Here is a 14,852-nt window from a genome sequence, read left to right as displayed (position 1 = left end):
TCTAATATGAGGCAGTCAGTTCGACGCTTTCAGGTTGGCGGCCTGGCTGCGGCGTGACACGGGCAACAGTTTGGCAATCGGTTCGGCGCTGGCGCTGTGCTGGCCGAAACTGGCGTTATAGGTGGCGATGATTTCGCCGGCGATGGAGATGGCAATTTCCACGGGCAACTTGCCTTTGACTTCACCGATGCCCATCGGGCAGCGCATGCGTTGCACGACACTGCTGTCGAAACCGCGGTCGCGCAGGCGATGTTCGAACTTCACCCGCTTGGTCTTCGAGCCGATAAGGCCGAAGTAGGCGAAATCGTTGCGCTTGAGGATGGCGGCAGTGAGTTCAAGGTCCAGCTGGTGGTTGTGGGTCATGACGATGCAGTAGCTGCCGACGGGCAGGTCGTCGATTTCGTCTACCGGTTCTTCGCTGACGATCTTGCGCACGCCATGGGGAATCTGCTCGGGGAATTGGTCTTCACGCGAGTCGATCCAGCGCACCCGGCAGGGCAGGCTGGCCAGCAATGGCACCAATGCGCGACCGACATGGCCGGCGCCGAACACGGCAATTTGCGCCTGGACCTGGCCCATCGGTTCGAACAGCAGCACGGTGGCGCCGCCGCAGCACTGGCCCAGGCTCGCACCGAGGCTGAAGCGCTCCAGGTGGGTGTCCTGTTTGCCGCTGGCGAGCATGTCGCGGGCGATCTGCATGGCCTTGTATTCCAGGTGCCCGCCACCGATGGTGTCGAAGGCCTGGCGGGCGCTGATGACCATCTTCGAACCGGCATTGCGCGGCGTCGAGCCGAGCTCTTCGATGATGGTCACCAACACGCAGGGTTCACCGCGATTTTGCAGGTCGGCGAGGGCGTCGATCCAGTTGTACATGTTTCACCTCAACATCTCTGTTGTTTGTACCGGCCTCTTCGCGAGCAAGCCCGCTCCCACATTTTGATCTCTGTCGTTCACAAAATTTGTGCCCACTGGAGATCCATTGTGGGAGCGGGCTTGCTCGCGAAGGCCGCACTTCGGTCTCAGAGTGAAGCCAACTCCGGCTCAGCTTCCGCCGCCTTCGCCACCTTCAACTGGCGCATCTGCTCGCAGCCCCACAACACCCGCTCCGGCGTCGCCGGCGCGTCGATCTTCGGTTGATGCTTGTAGTCACCCAAACTCGCCACGGCATCCTTGATCGCACACCAGGCGGCGATGCCAAGCATGAACGGCGGCTCACCCACAGCCTTGGAATGAAACACCGTGTCTTCCGGATTCTTGCGGTTTTCCACCAGCTTGACCCGCATGTCCAGCGGCATGTCCGCGACCGCTGGGATCTTGTAGCTGGCCGGGCCGTTGGTCATCAGCTTGCCCTTATTGTTCCAGACCAGCTCTTCCATGGTCAGCCAGCCCATGCCCTGGATGAAACCACCCTCGACCTGGCCGATGTCGATGGCCGGGTTCAGCGAGGCGCCGACGTCGTGGAGGATGTCGGTGCGCAGCATCTTGTATTCGCCGGTCAGGGTGTCGACCAGCACTTCGCAGCACGCCGCGCCAAAGGCGAAGTAGTAGAACGGACGACCACGGGCCTGGCTGCGGTCGTAGTGGATTTTCGGGGTCTTGTAGAACCCTGTGCTCGACAGCGACACCTGGGCGAAATACGCCTGCTGGATCAGTGCCTCGAAGGTCAGGATGTGATCGCGGACCCGCACGTGACCGTTGTGGAATTCCACGTCTTCTTCGCTGACCTTGTATTGCCGCGCTGCGAATTCGACCAGACGTTTCTTGATGGTTTCAGCAGCGTTCTGCGCCGCCTTGCCGTTCAGGTCGGCACCGCTGGAAGCGGCAGTCGGCGAGGTGTTTGGCACCTTGTCGGTATTGGTCGCGGTGATCTGCACCCGATCCATTTCCACCTGGAACACTTGCGCCACGACTTGCGCGACCTTGGTGTTCAGGCCCTGGCCCATTTCGGTACCACCGTGGTTCAGGTGGATGCTGCCGTCGGTGTAGACGTGCACCAGGGCGCCGGCCTGGTTGAGGAAGCTGGCAGTGAACGAGATGCCGAATTTCACCGGGGTCAGTGCCAGGCCTTTTTTCAGGATCGGGCTGTTGGCGTTGTAGCGACGGATCGCTTCGCGACGCTCGGCGTACTGGCTGCTTTCTTCCAGTTCAGCGGTCATCTCTTCGAGCATGTTGTGCTCGACGGTCTGATAGTAATGGGTGACGTTGCGCTCGGTCTTGCCGTAGTAGTTGGCCTTGCGCACCGCCAGCGGATCGAGGGCCAGGTGACGGGCGATGGCGTCCATCACTTCTTCGATGGCAACCATGCCTTGCGGGCCACCGAAACCACGGTAGGCGGTGTTGGACGCGGTATTGGTCTTGCAGCGGTGACCGTTGATGGTCGCGTCACCGAGGTAGTAGGAGTTGTCGGAATGGAACATCGCCCGGTCGACAATCGACGCCGACAGGTCCGGCGAACAGCCGCAGTTGCCCGCCAGCTCCAGGTTGATGCCATGCAGGCGCCCGGTGCTGTCGAAGCCCACGTCGTACTCGACATAGAACGGATGGCGCTTGCCGGTCATCAGCATGTCTTCGACCCGTGGCAAACGCATCTTGGTCGGTTGGCCGGTCAGGTGTGCAATCACGGCGCACAGGCAGGCCGGGCTCGCCGCCTGGGTTTCTTTGCCGCCGAAACCACCGCCCATGCGGCGCATGTCGACGACGATCTTGTTCATCGACACGTCCAGCACTTCGGCCACCAGTTTCTGCACTTCGGTGGGGTTCTGGGTCGAGCAGTAGACGATCATGCCGCCGTCTTCGGTGGGCATCACCGAAGAGATCTGGGTTTCCAGGTAGAAGTGTTCCTGGCCGCCGATGTGCAGGGTGCCCTGGATGCGGTGCGCTGCGGTAGAAAGCGCGGTGGCCGAATCGCCACGCTGATGGGTATGGCTGTCGAGCACGAAGTGGCGTTTGCGCAGGGCCTCGACCACGTCCAGCACCGGCTCCAGGTCTTCGTACTCAATGATCGCGGCCATCGCCGCCTTGCGTGCGGTTTCCAGGTCCTTGGCGGCGACGGCAAGTACCGGCTGACCGACAAATTGCACGGTGTCGATCGCCAGCAACGGATCGCCCGGCAGCAATGGGCCGATGTCTTTCAGGCCGGGTACGTCTTCGTGGGTGATGGCAATGCGCACGCCTTCGAAGGCGTAGCACGGCTGGGTATCGATGCTGATGATCCGGGCGTGGGCGCGATCGGACATGCGCGCGTAAACGTGCAGCTGATTGGGAAATTCCAGCCGGTCGTCGATGTACTGCGCTTCACCGGACACGTGCTTGGCGGCGCTGTCGTGCTTGACGCTGCGGCCGACACCAGTGGTCAGGTCCTTGGCGAACAGCTCGGCCAGTTCGGCCTGGGTCTTCTCTACGGCGTGATGATTAGACATAAGCGGTCACCCGGGTCTCGATGTGCGGTGTTTGCAGTTCGATGAAGTATTTGCGCAACAGGTTTTGCGCGCTGAGCAGGCGATATTCCTTGCTGGCGCGGAAGTCCGAGAGTGGTGTGAAGTCTTCGGCAAGGGCTGCGCAGGCGCGTTCCACCGTTGCGTTATTGAATGGTGAACCGAGCAACGCGGTTTCGCAGGCGGCGGCGCGTTTAGGGATGGCTGCCATACCGCCGAACGCTACGCGGGCTTCGGCGACCACACCGTTTTCCAGGCGGATGTTGAAGGCTGCACAGACCGCCGAGATGTCATCGTCCAGACGCTTGGAGACTTTGTAGGCTCGGAACAGTTTTTCAGCACTGGCACGCGGCACGATGATCTTCTCGATGAACTCGCTTTCCTGACGCGCAGTGACGCGGTAATCGATGAAGTAGTCTTCCAGCGCCAGGGTGCGGCGGGTGTCGCCTTTGCACAGCACAATCTGCGCGCCCAGCGCGATCAGCAGCGGTGGCGAGTCACCAATAGGTGAGGCGTTGCCGATGTTGCCGCCCAGGGTGCCCTGATTGCGGATCTGCAGGGACGCGAAGCGTTGCAGCAGTTCACCGAAATCCGGGTACTCGGCCTTCAAGGCCTCGTAGCAATCGGAGAGGGCGGTGGCGGCGCCGATTTCCAGGCGGTCGTCGAAGCGGTCGATGCGCTTCATCTCGGCGACGTTGCCGACGTAGATCATTACCGGCAGGGTGCGGTGGAACTGGGTGACTTCCAGTGCCAGATCGGTCCCGCCGGCCAGCAGACGGGCTTGTGGATAGGCGTCGTAGAGGTCGGCCAGATCGGCCACGGTCAGCGGCACCAGGCAGCGCTTGTCACCACTGTTGAGCTCACCGATATCGGTCGGGGCGATGGCTTTGAGGCGGGCAATGGTTTCGGTTTCGCGGGCGTCGAACTGGTCCGGCTGTTTGCCGCAGCAGGACTGCTCGGCGGCCTCCAGGATCGGCCGGTAGCCGGTGCAGCGGCAGAGGTTGCCGGCCAGGGCTTCGTGGGCTTTGTGCTGATCCGGTGCATCGCTGTTCTTTTGCAGGGCAAACAGCGACATCACGAAGCCGGGGGTGCAGAAGCCGCATTGCGAACCATGGCATTCCACCATGGCCTTCTGCACGCTGTGCAATTGGCCTTGGTGCTTGAGGTCTTCGACGCTGATCAGTTGTTTGCCGTGCAGGGAGGAGACAAACGTCAGGCACGAGTTGAGGCTGCGATAGCGGATGTGCTCACGGCCTTCGTCATCCGTCTGCAACTCACCGACTACCACTGTGCAGGCACCGCAGTCACCGCTGGCGCAGCCTTCTTTGGTACCGGGTTTGCCCACATGGTCGCGCAGATAATTGAGCACGGTCAGGTTCGGGTCCAGGGCGTGCTCGCTACGGAGTTCCTGGTTTAGTAAAAACTGGATCACGGATGGCCTCGCAGACTCATTATTGTTGTTAACCGATTGAACCGAATTTAGCAGGTCTGACTTTCCGGTCAATGATTTTCTGACTGTAAGGTCAGGAAAGATCGTTTTAGCGGTTAACAACCTGTTTGTTCAGTATTGACCCTGGTTCATCTGCCTGCTTTTTTGCTTGAATCGTGCCAAAAACCACCCGACGGGCACTCCGCCATGGCCTGGCAATTGCGCTACACTGCGCCGCTTGTGCAGATCGAAGAGTTTGAAGGGACAACCATGACGTTCAAGGCGCCGGACAGCCTCGCCGAGCAAATTGCTCACCACCTCGCCGAGCGCATCATTCGTGGCGAAATGAAGCCCGGGGAGCGCATCCAGGAACAGAAGGTCACGCTGGCGCTCAATGTCAGTCGCGGTTCGGTCCGTGAGGCGTTGCTGATCCTCGAGCGACGCCACCTGATCGCCATCCTGCCGCGGCGCGGCGCCCATGTGACCGAGCTCAGTGCGCACAAGGTACAGAGCCTGTGCACGCTGATGAGCGAGATGTACATTCTGCTCGCCAACGCCGTGGCCAGTGGCTGGAAAGCCCAGGCGGACCTGGCGCCCTTCGTGCAGATTCAGCAGCACCTCACGGCCAGCTACGAACGCCAGGACATCCATGCCTTCGTCGATGACAGTTTCAGTGTGATGCGCGCCACGTACTCCTTCGCCAATAACCCGTATCTGCAGGAAACCGTGGAAAATCTGCAACCGGCCATGAGCCGCGCGTATTTTCTCGCCCTGGATCAGCGCAAGGCTTCGATGAGCGAATTCCTCGATCTGTTCGATCGCTTGCTCGCCGCCGTGATCGCCCGTGACGTTGCGCAGATTCGCGAAGTGTTGACGGCTTACACCCAGCGCAGCTGCGATTTGGTGATCTGCGCGCTGACGGACGCCTGAGCGTGCGGCTAAAGTGCATCAAGCTGGCGGGGTTCAAGTCCTTCGTCGACCCGACCACGGTGAACTTCCCCAGTAACATGGCGGCGGTGGTCGGACCCAATGGTTGCGGCAAGTCGAACATCATCGACGCCGTGCGCTGGGTGATGGGCGAAAGCTCGGCCAAAAACCTGCGCGGCGAGTCGATGACAGACGTCATCTTCAACGGCTCGACCAGCCGCAAGCCGGTGAGCCAGGCGAGCATCGAACTGGTGTTCGACAACTCCGACGGCACCTTGCTCGGTGAGTACGCCGCCTACGCGGAAATTTCCATCCGCCGCAAAGTGACCCGCGACAGCCAGACCACCTATTACCTCAACGGCACCAAATGCCGGCGTCGCGACATCACCGACATTTTCCTCGGCACTGGCCTGGGCCCGCGCAGCTACTCGATCATCGAGCAGGGGATGATCTCCAAGCTGATCGAGTCCAAGCCTGAAGACCTGCGCAACTTTATCGAAGAAGCCGCAGGCATTTCCAAGTACAAGGAGCGCCGGCGCGAGACGGAAAACCGCATCCGCCGCACCCACGAAAACCTTGAGCGCCTGACCGACCTGCGCGAAGAGCTTGCGCGTCAGCTCGAACGCTTGCACCGCCAGGCGGAGGCCGCCAAGAAGTATCAGGAATTCAAGGGCGAGGAGCGACAGCTCAAAGCCCAGCTGTCAGCCCTGCGCTGGCAGGCGCTGAACGATCAGGTCGGCCAGCGCGAAGCGATCATCGGCAACCAGGAAGTTTCCTTCGAAGCCCTGGTGGCCGAACAGCGCAATGCCGATGCGAGCATCGAACGCTTGCGCGACGGCCACCACGACCTCTCCGAACGCTTCAATCTGGTGCAGGGGCGCTTCTATTCGGTTGGCGGCGACATCGCCCGGGTCGAGCAGAGTATCCAGCATGGTCAGCAACGCCTGCGCCAGTTGCAGGATGATCTGAAAGAGGCCGAGCGTGCCCGCCTGGAAACCGAATCCCACCTGGGCCACGACCGCACGCTGTTGCTGACCCTGGGCGAAGAGCTGGACATGCTCACGCCCGAGCAGGAAGTCACCAGTGCCGCCGCCGAAGAGGCCGCCGCCGCGCTGGAAGAATCCGAAACCACCATGCATGGCTGGCAGGAGCAGTGGGACACCTTCAACCTCACCGCCGCCGAACCCCGGCGTCAGGCCGAAGTGCAGCAGTCGCGGATCCAGCAGCTGGAAACCAGCCTGGAGCGCCTGGCCGATCGTCAGAAACGTCTGGGTGAGGAACGCGCCTTGCTGTCGGCCGACCCGGAAGACGCGGCGATCATGGAGCTCAGCGAGCAGCTTGCTGAATCCGAAGCGACGCTCGAGGATTTGCAGACCAGCGAAGAAGCGCAGGTCGAAAAGCTAGAGCAATTACGACAGGAACTGCAGCAGGCGCTGTCGGCGCAACAGCAGGCCCAAGGCGATTTGCAGCGACTCAACGGTCGCCTGGCGTCCCTCGAAGCTCTGCAGCAAGCCGCGCTCGATCCTGGCACCGGCACCGCCGAATGGCTGCGCGAGCAGAACCTGGCGAATCGTCCGCGCCTGGCCGAAGGCCTGAAGGTTGAGGCGGGCTGGGAGCTGGCGGTGGAAACCGTGCTCGGCGCCGACCTGCAAGCGGTGCTGGTGGATGATTTCAACGATTTCGATCTGTCCGGGTTTGCCCAGGGCGATCTGCGCTTGCTGAGTCCCGCCGGCGATGGTGTGCGGGTGCCGGGCAGCCTGCTTGACAAGGTCGAGGCGCAGATTGATCTGTCGCCCTGGCTGGGGCAGGTCAAGCCAGTCGACAGTCTGGAGCAGGCCCTGGCCTTGCGCGCTCAACTGGCCGCGGGCCAGAGCCTGATCAGTCGCGACGGTTACTGGGTCGGTCGACACTTCCTGCGTGTGCGCCGGGCCAGCGAAGCGGAAAGCGGCGTGCTGGCCCGTGGTCAGGAAATCCAGCAACTGAGCCTTGAGCGCGAAGAGCGCGAGGCCGCAGTGGAAACACTGGAAGCCCAACTGCAAAACCTGCGGGCGCAACAGCGTCAACAGGAAAACGGTCGCGAGCATTTGCGCCGCCTGCTTCAGGACGAGGCGCGTCAGCAGGGCGAACTCAAGGCGCAGTTGTCCGCCGGCAAAGCCAAGGCCGAGCAGTTGACCCTGCGCCGCACCCGCCTCGACGACGAGCTCATCGAGCTGGACGAGCAGCGCGCCCTGGAGCACGAAAACATCGGCGAGGCCCGCCTGCAATTGCAGGAAGCCCTCGACAGCATGGCCCTGGACACCGAGCAGCGCGAGTTGCTGCTGGCCCAGCGCGATAGCTTGCGCGAGCGCCTTGACCGGGTGCGTCAGGAGGCGCGCCAGCACAAGGATCACGCTCATCAACTGGCCGTGCGCCTGGGCTCGCTCAAGGCCCAGCACGACTCGACGCGCCAGGCGCTCGAGCGGCTGGAAATGCAGTCCGAACGCCTGACCGAAAAGCGCGAGCAATTGAGCCTGAATCTGGAGGAGGGCGAGGCGCCGCTGGAAGAGCTGCGCCTGAAACTCGAAGAATTGCTCGACAAGCGCATGAGCGTCGACGAAGAGCTCAAGACCGCACAGATCGCTCTCGAAGACGCCGACCGCGAATTGCGCGACGCCGAGAAACGACGCAACCAGGCCGAGCAGCAATCGCAGCTGATTCGCGGCCAGCTCGAGCAGCAGCGCATGGAATGGCAGGCCCTTACCGTGCGCCGCAAGACTTTGCAGGATCAATTGCTGGAAGACGGTTACGACCTGCATGGCGTGCTCGCCACGCTGACGCCCGAGGCCAGCGAGAAAGACGCCGAAGAAGAGCTTGAGCGCATTGCCGCGCGGATTCAGCGCCTGGGCGCGATCAACCTCGCGGCCATCGACGAATACCAGCAACAATCGGAGCGTAAACGTTATCTGGATGCCCAGGACGCCGATCTGGTCGAAGCCCTCGAGACGCTCGAGAACGTGATTCGCAAGATCGACAAGGAAACCCGCAACCGCTTCAAGGATACCTTTGATCAGATCAACGGCGGTTTACAGGCGCTTTTCCCAAAAGTTTTCGGTGGAGGACGCGCGTATTTGGAACTGACGGGCGAAGATCTACTCGATACAGGGGTGACAATCATGGCGCAACCGCCCGGGAAGAAGAACAGCACCATCCATTTGCTCTCCGGTGGCGAAAAAGCCCTGACCGCATTGGCCCTGGTTTTTGCGATCTTCAAGTTGAACCCGGCGCCGTTCTGCATGCTCGATGAAGTTGACGCACCACTGGATGACGCTAACGTTGGACGCTACGCAAGGCTGGTCAAAGAAATGTCGCAGACGGTGCAATTCATCTACATCACCCACAACAAGATCGCCATGGAAATGGCCGATCAACTGATGGGGGTGACGATGCATGAACCCGGTTGTTCGCGTCTGGTGGCGGTAGATGTCGAGGAGGCGATGGCGATGGTGGACGCCTGAACCGCAGGTTGAAGGACGGGAATTGCGGTCTATCGGACTTTTTTACTGGTTTTGACTTGCTGGCAATTCGACATATTCGCGCAAGCCAAGGTGGTAGACGGTGTAAAGTTGCCTTTGGTCGTGCTAGTTTAATGTCAATTTTTCGTATACGTGGGCAAAACGCCTGTCAGAACATAGAGTTGGCGCCACGTTTTAAAGCGGTTTACAGGTTGTAAACCCCTTATTTTTCAGCATTTTTTATAGAGGCACGGGATTACATGGAAATCGGTCTGCGCGAGTGGCTGATCGTCATCGGCATCATTGTCATTGCCGGTATTCTTTTCGATGGCTGGCGCCGCATGCGCGGTGGCAAGGGAAAACTGAAATTCCGCCTGGATCGAAATCTGTCCAACCTGCCCGACGAGGACACCAGCGCCGAGCTGTTGGGCCCGCCGCGCGTGCTGGATACGCATAAAGAGCCGCAGCTCGACGAGCAGGATCTGCCGTCGGTGAGCATGCCGGCCCGTGAACCTCGCGAGTCGGGTTCCAAGCGTGGCAAGCGTGGGCATGGCGAGCCTTCCCAGGGCGACATGAACCTCAGCCTGGACCTGGACGGCGGCCCGAGCTTCAGCAGCCGTGACGACGATTTCCCGGATGACACCAAGGTGGGTGGTTCGGCCAGCGAAAAAGATCAGGCGCAAGCCGAAGAAGTGCTGGTGATCAGTGTGATCTGCCGTGACGCCGCCGGCTTCAAGGGCCCGGCATTGTTGCAGAACATTCTGGAAAGCGGTCTGCGCTTTGGCGAAATGGACATCTTCCATCGCCACGAAAGCATGGCGGGTAACGGCGAAGTGCTGTTCTCCATGGCCAACGCGGTCAAGCCTGGCGTATTCGATCTGGACGACATCGACCACTTCAGCACGCCGGCGGTGAGCTTCTTCCTCGGTCTGCCTGGCCCGCGTCATCCCAAGCAAGCCTTCGATGTGATGGTGGCAGCGGCACGCAAACTGTCCCAGGAGCTGAACGGCGAACTGAAGGACGACCAGCGCAGCGTACTGACCGCCCAGACGATCGAGCATTACCGTCAGCGCATCGTCGAGTTCGAGCGCCGCGCCTTGACCCAGAAACGATAAAGGCAAGAGATCGCAGATAAGATTAGAGCAGCCTCGGCTGCTCTTTTGCTTTAAGAGAGAACACCCATGACCGCCGCGAAAAACCGCATTCTAGAATTGCGAGCTGAGCTGAATCAGCACAACTATCGCTACCACGTCCTCGACGAACCGAGCATCCCGGACGCCGAGTACGATCGCTTGTTCCATGAGCTCAAAGCCCTTGAAGCGGCCAATCCGGAGCTGGTCACCAGCGATTCGCCGACCCAGCGAGTGGGCAGTGCGGCGTTGTCGGCGTTCACCCAGGTGCGTCACGAAGTACCGATGCTCAGCCTTGGCAACGCCTTCGAAGAAACCGACATGCGCGAGTTCGATCGCCGGGTGACCGAAGGTCTGGATCTGCCGGCCGGTGATCTGTTCGGTGGCGGCGCTGCGGTGGAGTACAGCTGCGAACCGAAGCTCGACGGCCTGGCGGTCAGCCTGTTGTATCAGGATGGCGTGCTGGTACGCGGCGCGACACGTGGCGACGGCACCACGGGTGAAGACATCAGCGTCAACGTGCGCACCGTACGCAATATCCCGCTCAAGCTGCAGGGCACCGGCTGGCCGGCGACCCTTGAAGTGCGCGGTGAAGTATTCATGTCAAAGTCTGGTTTCGAGCGGCTCAACGCCACGCAACTGGAAGTCGGCGGCAAGACTTTCGCCAACCCGCGCAACGCGGCGGCGGGGAGCTTGCGCCAGCTGGATTCGAAGATCACCGCCAACCGCCCGCTGGAATTCTGCTGCTACGGCATCGGCCAGGTATCCGCGGATATCGCCGATACGCACATCGGTAATCTGCAGCAGCTGAAAGACTGGGGCATGCCCATCAGCCATGAACTGAAGCTGGCGCACGGCATCGGCGAGTGCCTGGACTACTACCGCGATATCGGCGAACGTCGCAACGCATTGCCCTATGAAATCGATGGCGTGGTGTTCAAGGTCAACAGCATTGCCTCGCAGCGTGAGTTGGGTTTTCGTGCCCGCGAACCGCGTTGGGCCATCGCGCATAAATTCCCGGCCATGGAAGAGCTCACCGAGCTGCTCGATGTGGAATTCCAGGTCGGCCGCACCGGCGCTGTCACGCCAGTGGCGCGTCTGAAACCGGTCAAGGTCGCGGGCGTCACCGTGGCCAACGCCACGCTGCACAACATGGATGAAGTGGCGCGCCTGGGTCTGATGATCGGCGACACGGTGATCATCCGCCGCGCCGGCGACGTGATCCCGCAAGTGGTGCAAGTGGTCACCGAGCGCCGCCCGGAGAATGCGCGACCGGTGCAGATTCCTGAGCAGTGCCCGGTGTGCGGCTCCCATGTCGAACGCACGCAACTGGTCAAGCGCAGCAAAGGCCGCGAGACCGTCAGCGAAGGTGCGGTGTACCGCTGTGTCGGTCGGCTGGCCTGTGGTGCGCAACTCAAGCAGGCAATCATTCACTTCGTGTCCCGCCGTGCCATGGACATCGAAGGCCTGGGCGACAAGAGCGTCGAGCAGCTCGTGGATGAAGGTCTGGTGAGTTCGCCCGCTGATCTGTATGCCCTGAAGTTCGACGACATTGTCGACCTGGAGGGTTTCGCCGAGGTATCGAGCAACAAGCTGCTGGACGCCATTGAAGACAGCAAGAAGCCAGGTCTGGCTCGATTCATCTACGCCCTCGGGATTCCCGATGTCGGCGAAGAGACGGCCAAGGTCCTGGCGCGCTCGCTGGGCTCGCTGGAGCGAGTGCAGCAAGCCTTGCCTCAAGTGCTGACGTACTTGCCGGATGTCGGTCTGGAAGTTGCTCACGAGATCCACAGCTTCTTCGAGGATGCCCACAACCAGCAAGTGATCGCCGACCTGCTCAAACATGGTTTGCAGATTCAGGATCAGGGCGAGCTGGGCGCCGAGTTCGCCGCCAGCACCACCCTGGGTGGTTTTCTCGACAAGTTGCACATTCCCTCGGTAGGGCCGGGCGGGGCACAGAAACTGGCCGACAGGTTCGGCTCCCTGCAAGGGGTAATCGACGCGGACTGGCTGGACATGCGCCAGGCGCTGCCGGAGAAGCAGGCCAATTCGGTTCGAGAGTTCTTTGCAGTCGAAGAGAATCGCCGATTGGCGCAGGCCGCCGAACAGCAGCTGGCCGCTTTCGGCATGCACTGGCAAAGCGAAAAGAAAGTCGTCGAAGGTTTACCGCTGGCCGGGCAGACCTGGGTCCTGACCGGCTCGCTGGAATTGATGAGCCGCGATGTCGCCAAGGACAAACTCGAAAGCCTGGGAGCCAAGGTCGCAGGCTCGGTGTCGGCCAAGACTCACTGCGTGGTTGCCGGTCCCGGTGCCGGGTCGAAGCTGACCAAGGCCAATGAGCTGGGATTGAAAGTGCTGGACGAAGAAGCGTTTGTCGGTTTTCTGCAGACCCACGGCATTTCTGTGTAATTGATCGTTCCCACGCTCTGCGTCACTGCGGGCGCGGAGCGTCCGAGGCAGTATTCCCACAAAAAAGCGTGGGAACGATCCGCTCACCGCAATGATCTAGTCTTGGCAAGCCCCAGGGAGAGATCGCCATGCACCGTTTTTTCGAACAGCTGACTTCGCGAATCAGCGCCCCCTTCACGGCGCAAAATTCGCGCAACAGCAAGGTCTGGCCCTGTCGTTGCGGGCAGTCGCTGTTTTTCCGCAACAGTCAGTGCCTGGCCTGTTCGGCCGCCCTGGGCTATCAGCCACAACTCGGCCGTCTATCCTCGCTGCAGCCCGGCGTTCAGCCGGACAACTGGTTACTTGATGCCGACCCCGAAGCGGGCTTGTTCCGCCGCTGTGCCAACCTCGATTCGCCCGCTGCGTGCAATTGGTTGCTCCCGGACACCGGTCGCGACCTGCTGTGCATCGCCTGCAGCCTGAACCGCACCATTCCCGACCTGACGATCGCGCAAAATCACGAACGCTGGTGCAAGGTCGAAACCGCGAAACGACGGCTGGTCGCGCAACTGATCAGCCTGGGCCTGCAGGTCATCCCGAAAACCGTGGACGAAACGGCCGGGCTGGCGTTCGATTTTATCGGCGTCGACCTCGACGGCAAACCGCCCACCACCGGGCATGCCAACGGCCTGATCACCCTTGATATCAACGAAGCCGACGACGTTCACCGCGAACAGGTGCGGGTGCAGATGCACGAGCCCTATCGCACGCTGCTCGGGCATTTTCGTCACGAGGTCGGGCATTACTACTGGGATCGACTGATCGGAGGCAGCTATTGGCTGGAGGCGTTTCGCGGGCTGTTCGGCGACGAGCGTACGAGCTACACCGATGCGCTCGAGCGGCATTATCAGCAGGGCGCACCGCCGGACTGGCCACAGCATTACGTCAGCGCCTACGCCACCATGCACCCATGGGAAGACTGGGCGGAAACCTGGGCCCACTACCTGCACATGATGGACGCGGTGGACACGGCACAGGGATTCGGCATGAGTGCCAGGGAGCTGGATCTCGACTTCCAGCCGTTTGCGCCTGGCACCCTTTACGACCCGCAACACCCCGGGGGCGCGGCATTTCTGGCGTTCGTCAACGCATGGATCGAACTGGCCGGAATGCTCAACGAACTGTCCCGCAGCATGGGGCAGCCGGATTTCTATCCATTCGTGCTGCCGCCGGCGGTGATCGCCAAGCTGCACTTCATCCACCTGGTGATCCAGCAGGAAGGCGGCAGGGCGGACGAGGTGCTGCAGGATCTGTAGGCGCAGCCGTCGTGCGGGCCGCGTTCGGACAATCTTTCCACTTCTGCGCATGTCCTTGAAGCGACTCATTTTTTTTAATCCGTCCGAACAGTTGTAACTTCGTCTCAGATAGGTACAATGGCGCGGCTCGCCGACAGGTGAGCGTCGTTATGGTGACCCCATCGGTCCCCCCGCAACGATTACCCGTGAACCTGGTCAGAGCCGGAAGGCAGCAGCCACAGCGGGAACATTGTGTGCCGGGGTGTGGCTGGTGGGGTTACCACCTATCTCTAAGTCCTTGAATCCTCAAGGATTTTTCAGTAAAAAATCTCGAAGTGTGACAGCGTTTAGGTACACCTAAGTGGTGCACTGTGCTGACGATCTTACCTTGATCATTTTTCTCTCGCCCAGTTCTTTAATCGTGCCTACGCCCCTAGTGGGTAATGCTTTTTCTAGCCCTTCATCATTTGCCAGCCTCGACTCCTTACCCTAGGCCGCTAGTTGCATTTGTGTTGACCATAGATTTTCCGTCAGGATGGTCAACATCACTAGATAGGGAGGCGAACAGAACGTTATGGCCGGAAAGCGTCAGCACTATGTCCCACGGTTTCTTCAGCGTGGTTTCCTTTACGACCCACATTGCGACGCTGAGCGTACTTGGCTGCATCGACGTGGTGCCCGGGCGCGTTTAGTCGGGATACGAGATGTCGGGGTAGGCGAGTATTTTTACTCCAAGCTCCGAGCTGATGGCGTAGAGA

Annotated in this window: 8 protein-coding genes and 1 other RNA gene; 6 read left to right on the top strand and 3 right to left on the bottom strand. The window is 60.8% G+C overall.

Going from position 1 to position 14,852, the window contains the following annotated elements:
* Nucleotides 1-15: 15 nt before the first annotated feature.
* From xdhC to xdhA, 3 genes are all read right to left on the bottom strand, one after another.
* On the bottom strand, nucleotides 16-873 hold the full coding sequence (gene xdhC, locus ASE98_RS02320) for a xanthine dehydrogenase accessory protein XdhC (RefSeq protein WP_060539802.1): 858 nt from the start codon (nucleotides 871-873) through the stop codon (nucleotides 16-18).
* A gap of 146 nt (nucleotides 874-1,019) precedes the next feature.
* Nucleotides 1,020-3,419: a xanthine dehydrogenase molybdopterin binding subunit gene (gene xdhB, locus ASE98_RS02315; RefSeq protein ID WP_060539801.1), complete on the bottom strand. Its 2,400-nt coding sequence runs from the start codon at nucleotides 3,417-3,419 to the stop codon at nucleotides 1,020-1,022.
* Nucleotides 3,412-4,866 carry a xanthine dehydrogenase small subunit gene (xdhA, locus tag ASE98_RS02310; protein ID WP_060539800.1) on the bottom strand — a complete coding sequence of 485 codons (1,455 nt, stop codon included), beginning with the start codon at nucleotides 4,864-4,866 and terminating at the stop codon, nucleotides 3,412-3,414. Before xdhA ends, xdhB begins: the two co-directional genes overlap by 8 nt.
* A gap of 267 nt (nucleotides 4,867-5,133) precedes the next feature.
* On the opposite strand from xdhA, the gene ASE98_RS02305 reads away from it, so the two are divergent.
* The 6 genes from ASE98_RS02305 (at nucleotide 5,134) to ffs (ending at nucleotide 14,371) form a co-directional block, all read left to right on the top strand.
* On the top strand, nucleotides 5,134-5,793 hold the full coding sequence (locus ASE98_RS02305) for a GntR family transcriptional regulator (RefSeq protein ID WP_060539915.1): 660 nt from the start codon (nucleotides 5,134-5,136) through the stop codon (nucleotides 5,791-5,793).
* A 2-nt stretch (nucleotides 5,794-5,795) separates the two neighbouring features.
* A complete protein-coding gene (gene smc / locus ASE98_RS02300; protein WP_060539799.1) occupies nucleotides 5,796-9,284 on the top strand; it encodes a chromosome segregation protein SMC in 3,489 nt (1,162 codons plus the stop codon).
* Between the two features lie 257 nt (nucleotides 9,285-9,541).
* A complete protein-coding gene (zipA, locus tag ASE98_RS02295) occupies nucleotides 9,542-10,396 on the top strand; it encodes a cell division protein ZipA (protein ID WP_060539798.1) in 855 nt (284 codons plus the stop codon).
* Between the two features lie 66 nt (nucleotides 10,397-10,462).
* The gene (ligA, locus tag ASE98_RS02290) at nucleotides 10,463-12,820 is read left to right on the top strand and encodes an NAD-dependent DNA ligase LigA (protein ID WP_060539797.1); all 2,358 of its coding nucleotides are present in this window, start codon (nucleotides 10,463-10,465) and stop codon (nucleotides 12,818-12,820) included.
* Nucleotides 12,821-12,948: 128 nt separating this feature from the next.
* Nucleotides 12,949-14,115 carry a zinc-binding metallopeptidase family protein gene (locus tag ASE98_RS02285; RefSeq protein WP_060539796.1) on the top strand — a complete coding sequence of 389 codons (1,167 nt, stop codon included), beginning with the start codon at nucleotides 12,949-12,951 and terminating at the stop codon, nucleotides 14,113-14,115.
* A 159-nt stretch (nucleotides 14,116-14,274) separates the two neighbouring features.
* An RNA gene (ffs, locus tag ASE98_RS02280) (signal recognition particle sRNA small type) lies at nucleotides 14,275-14,371 on the top strand.
* Nucleotides 14,372-14,852 lie beyond the last annotated feature (481 nt).

Origin of the sequence: Pseudomonas sp. Leaf48 (assembly GCF_001421885.1) — a bacterium.
Classification (GTDB): Bacteria; Pseudomonadota; Gammaproteobacteria; order Pseudomonadales; family Pseudomonadaceae; genus Aquipseudomonas.
Note: the sequence above shows the minus strand (reverse complement) of the source record. Positions and strands in the feature narration are given on the sequence as shown.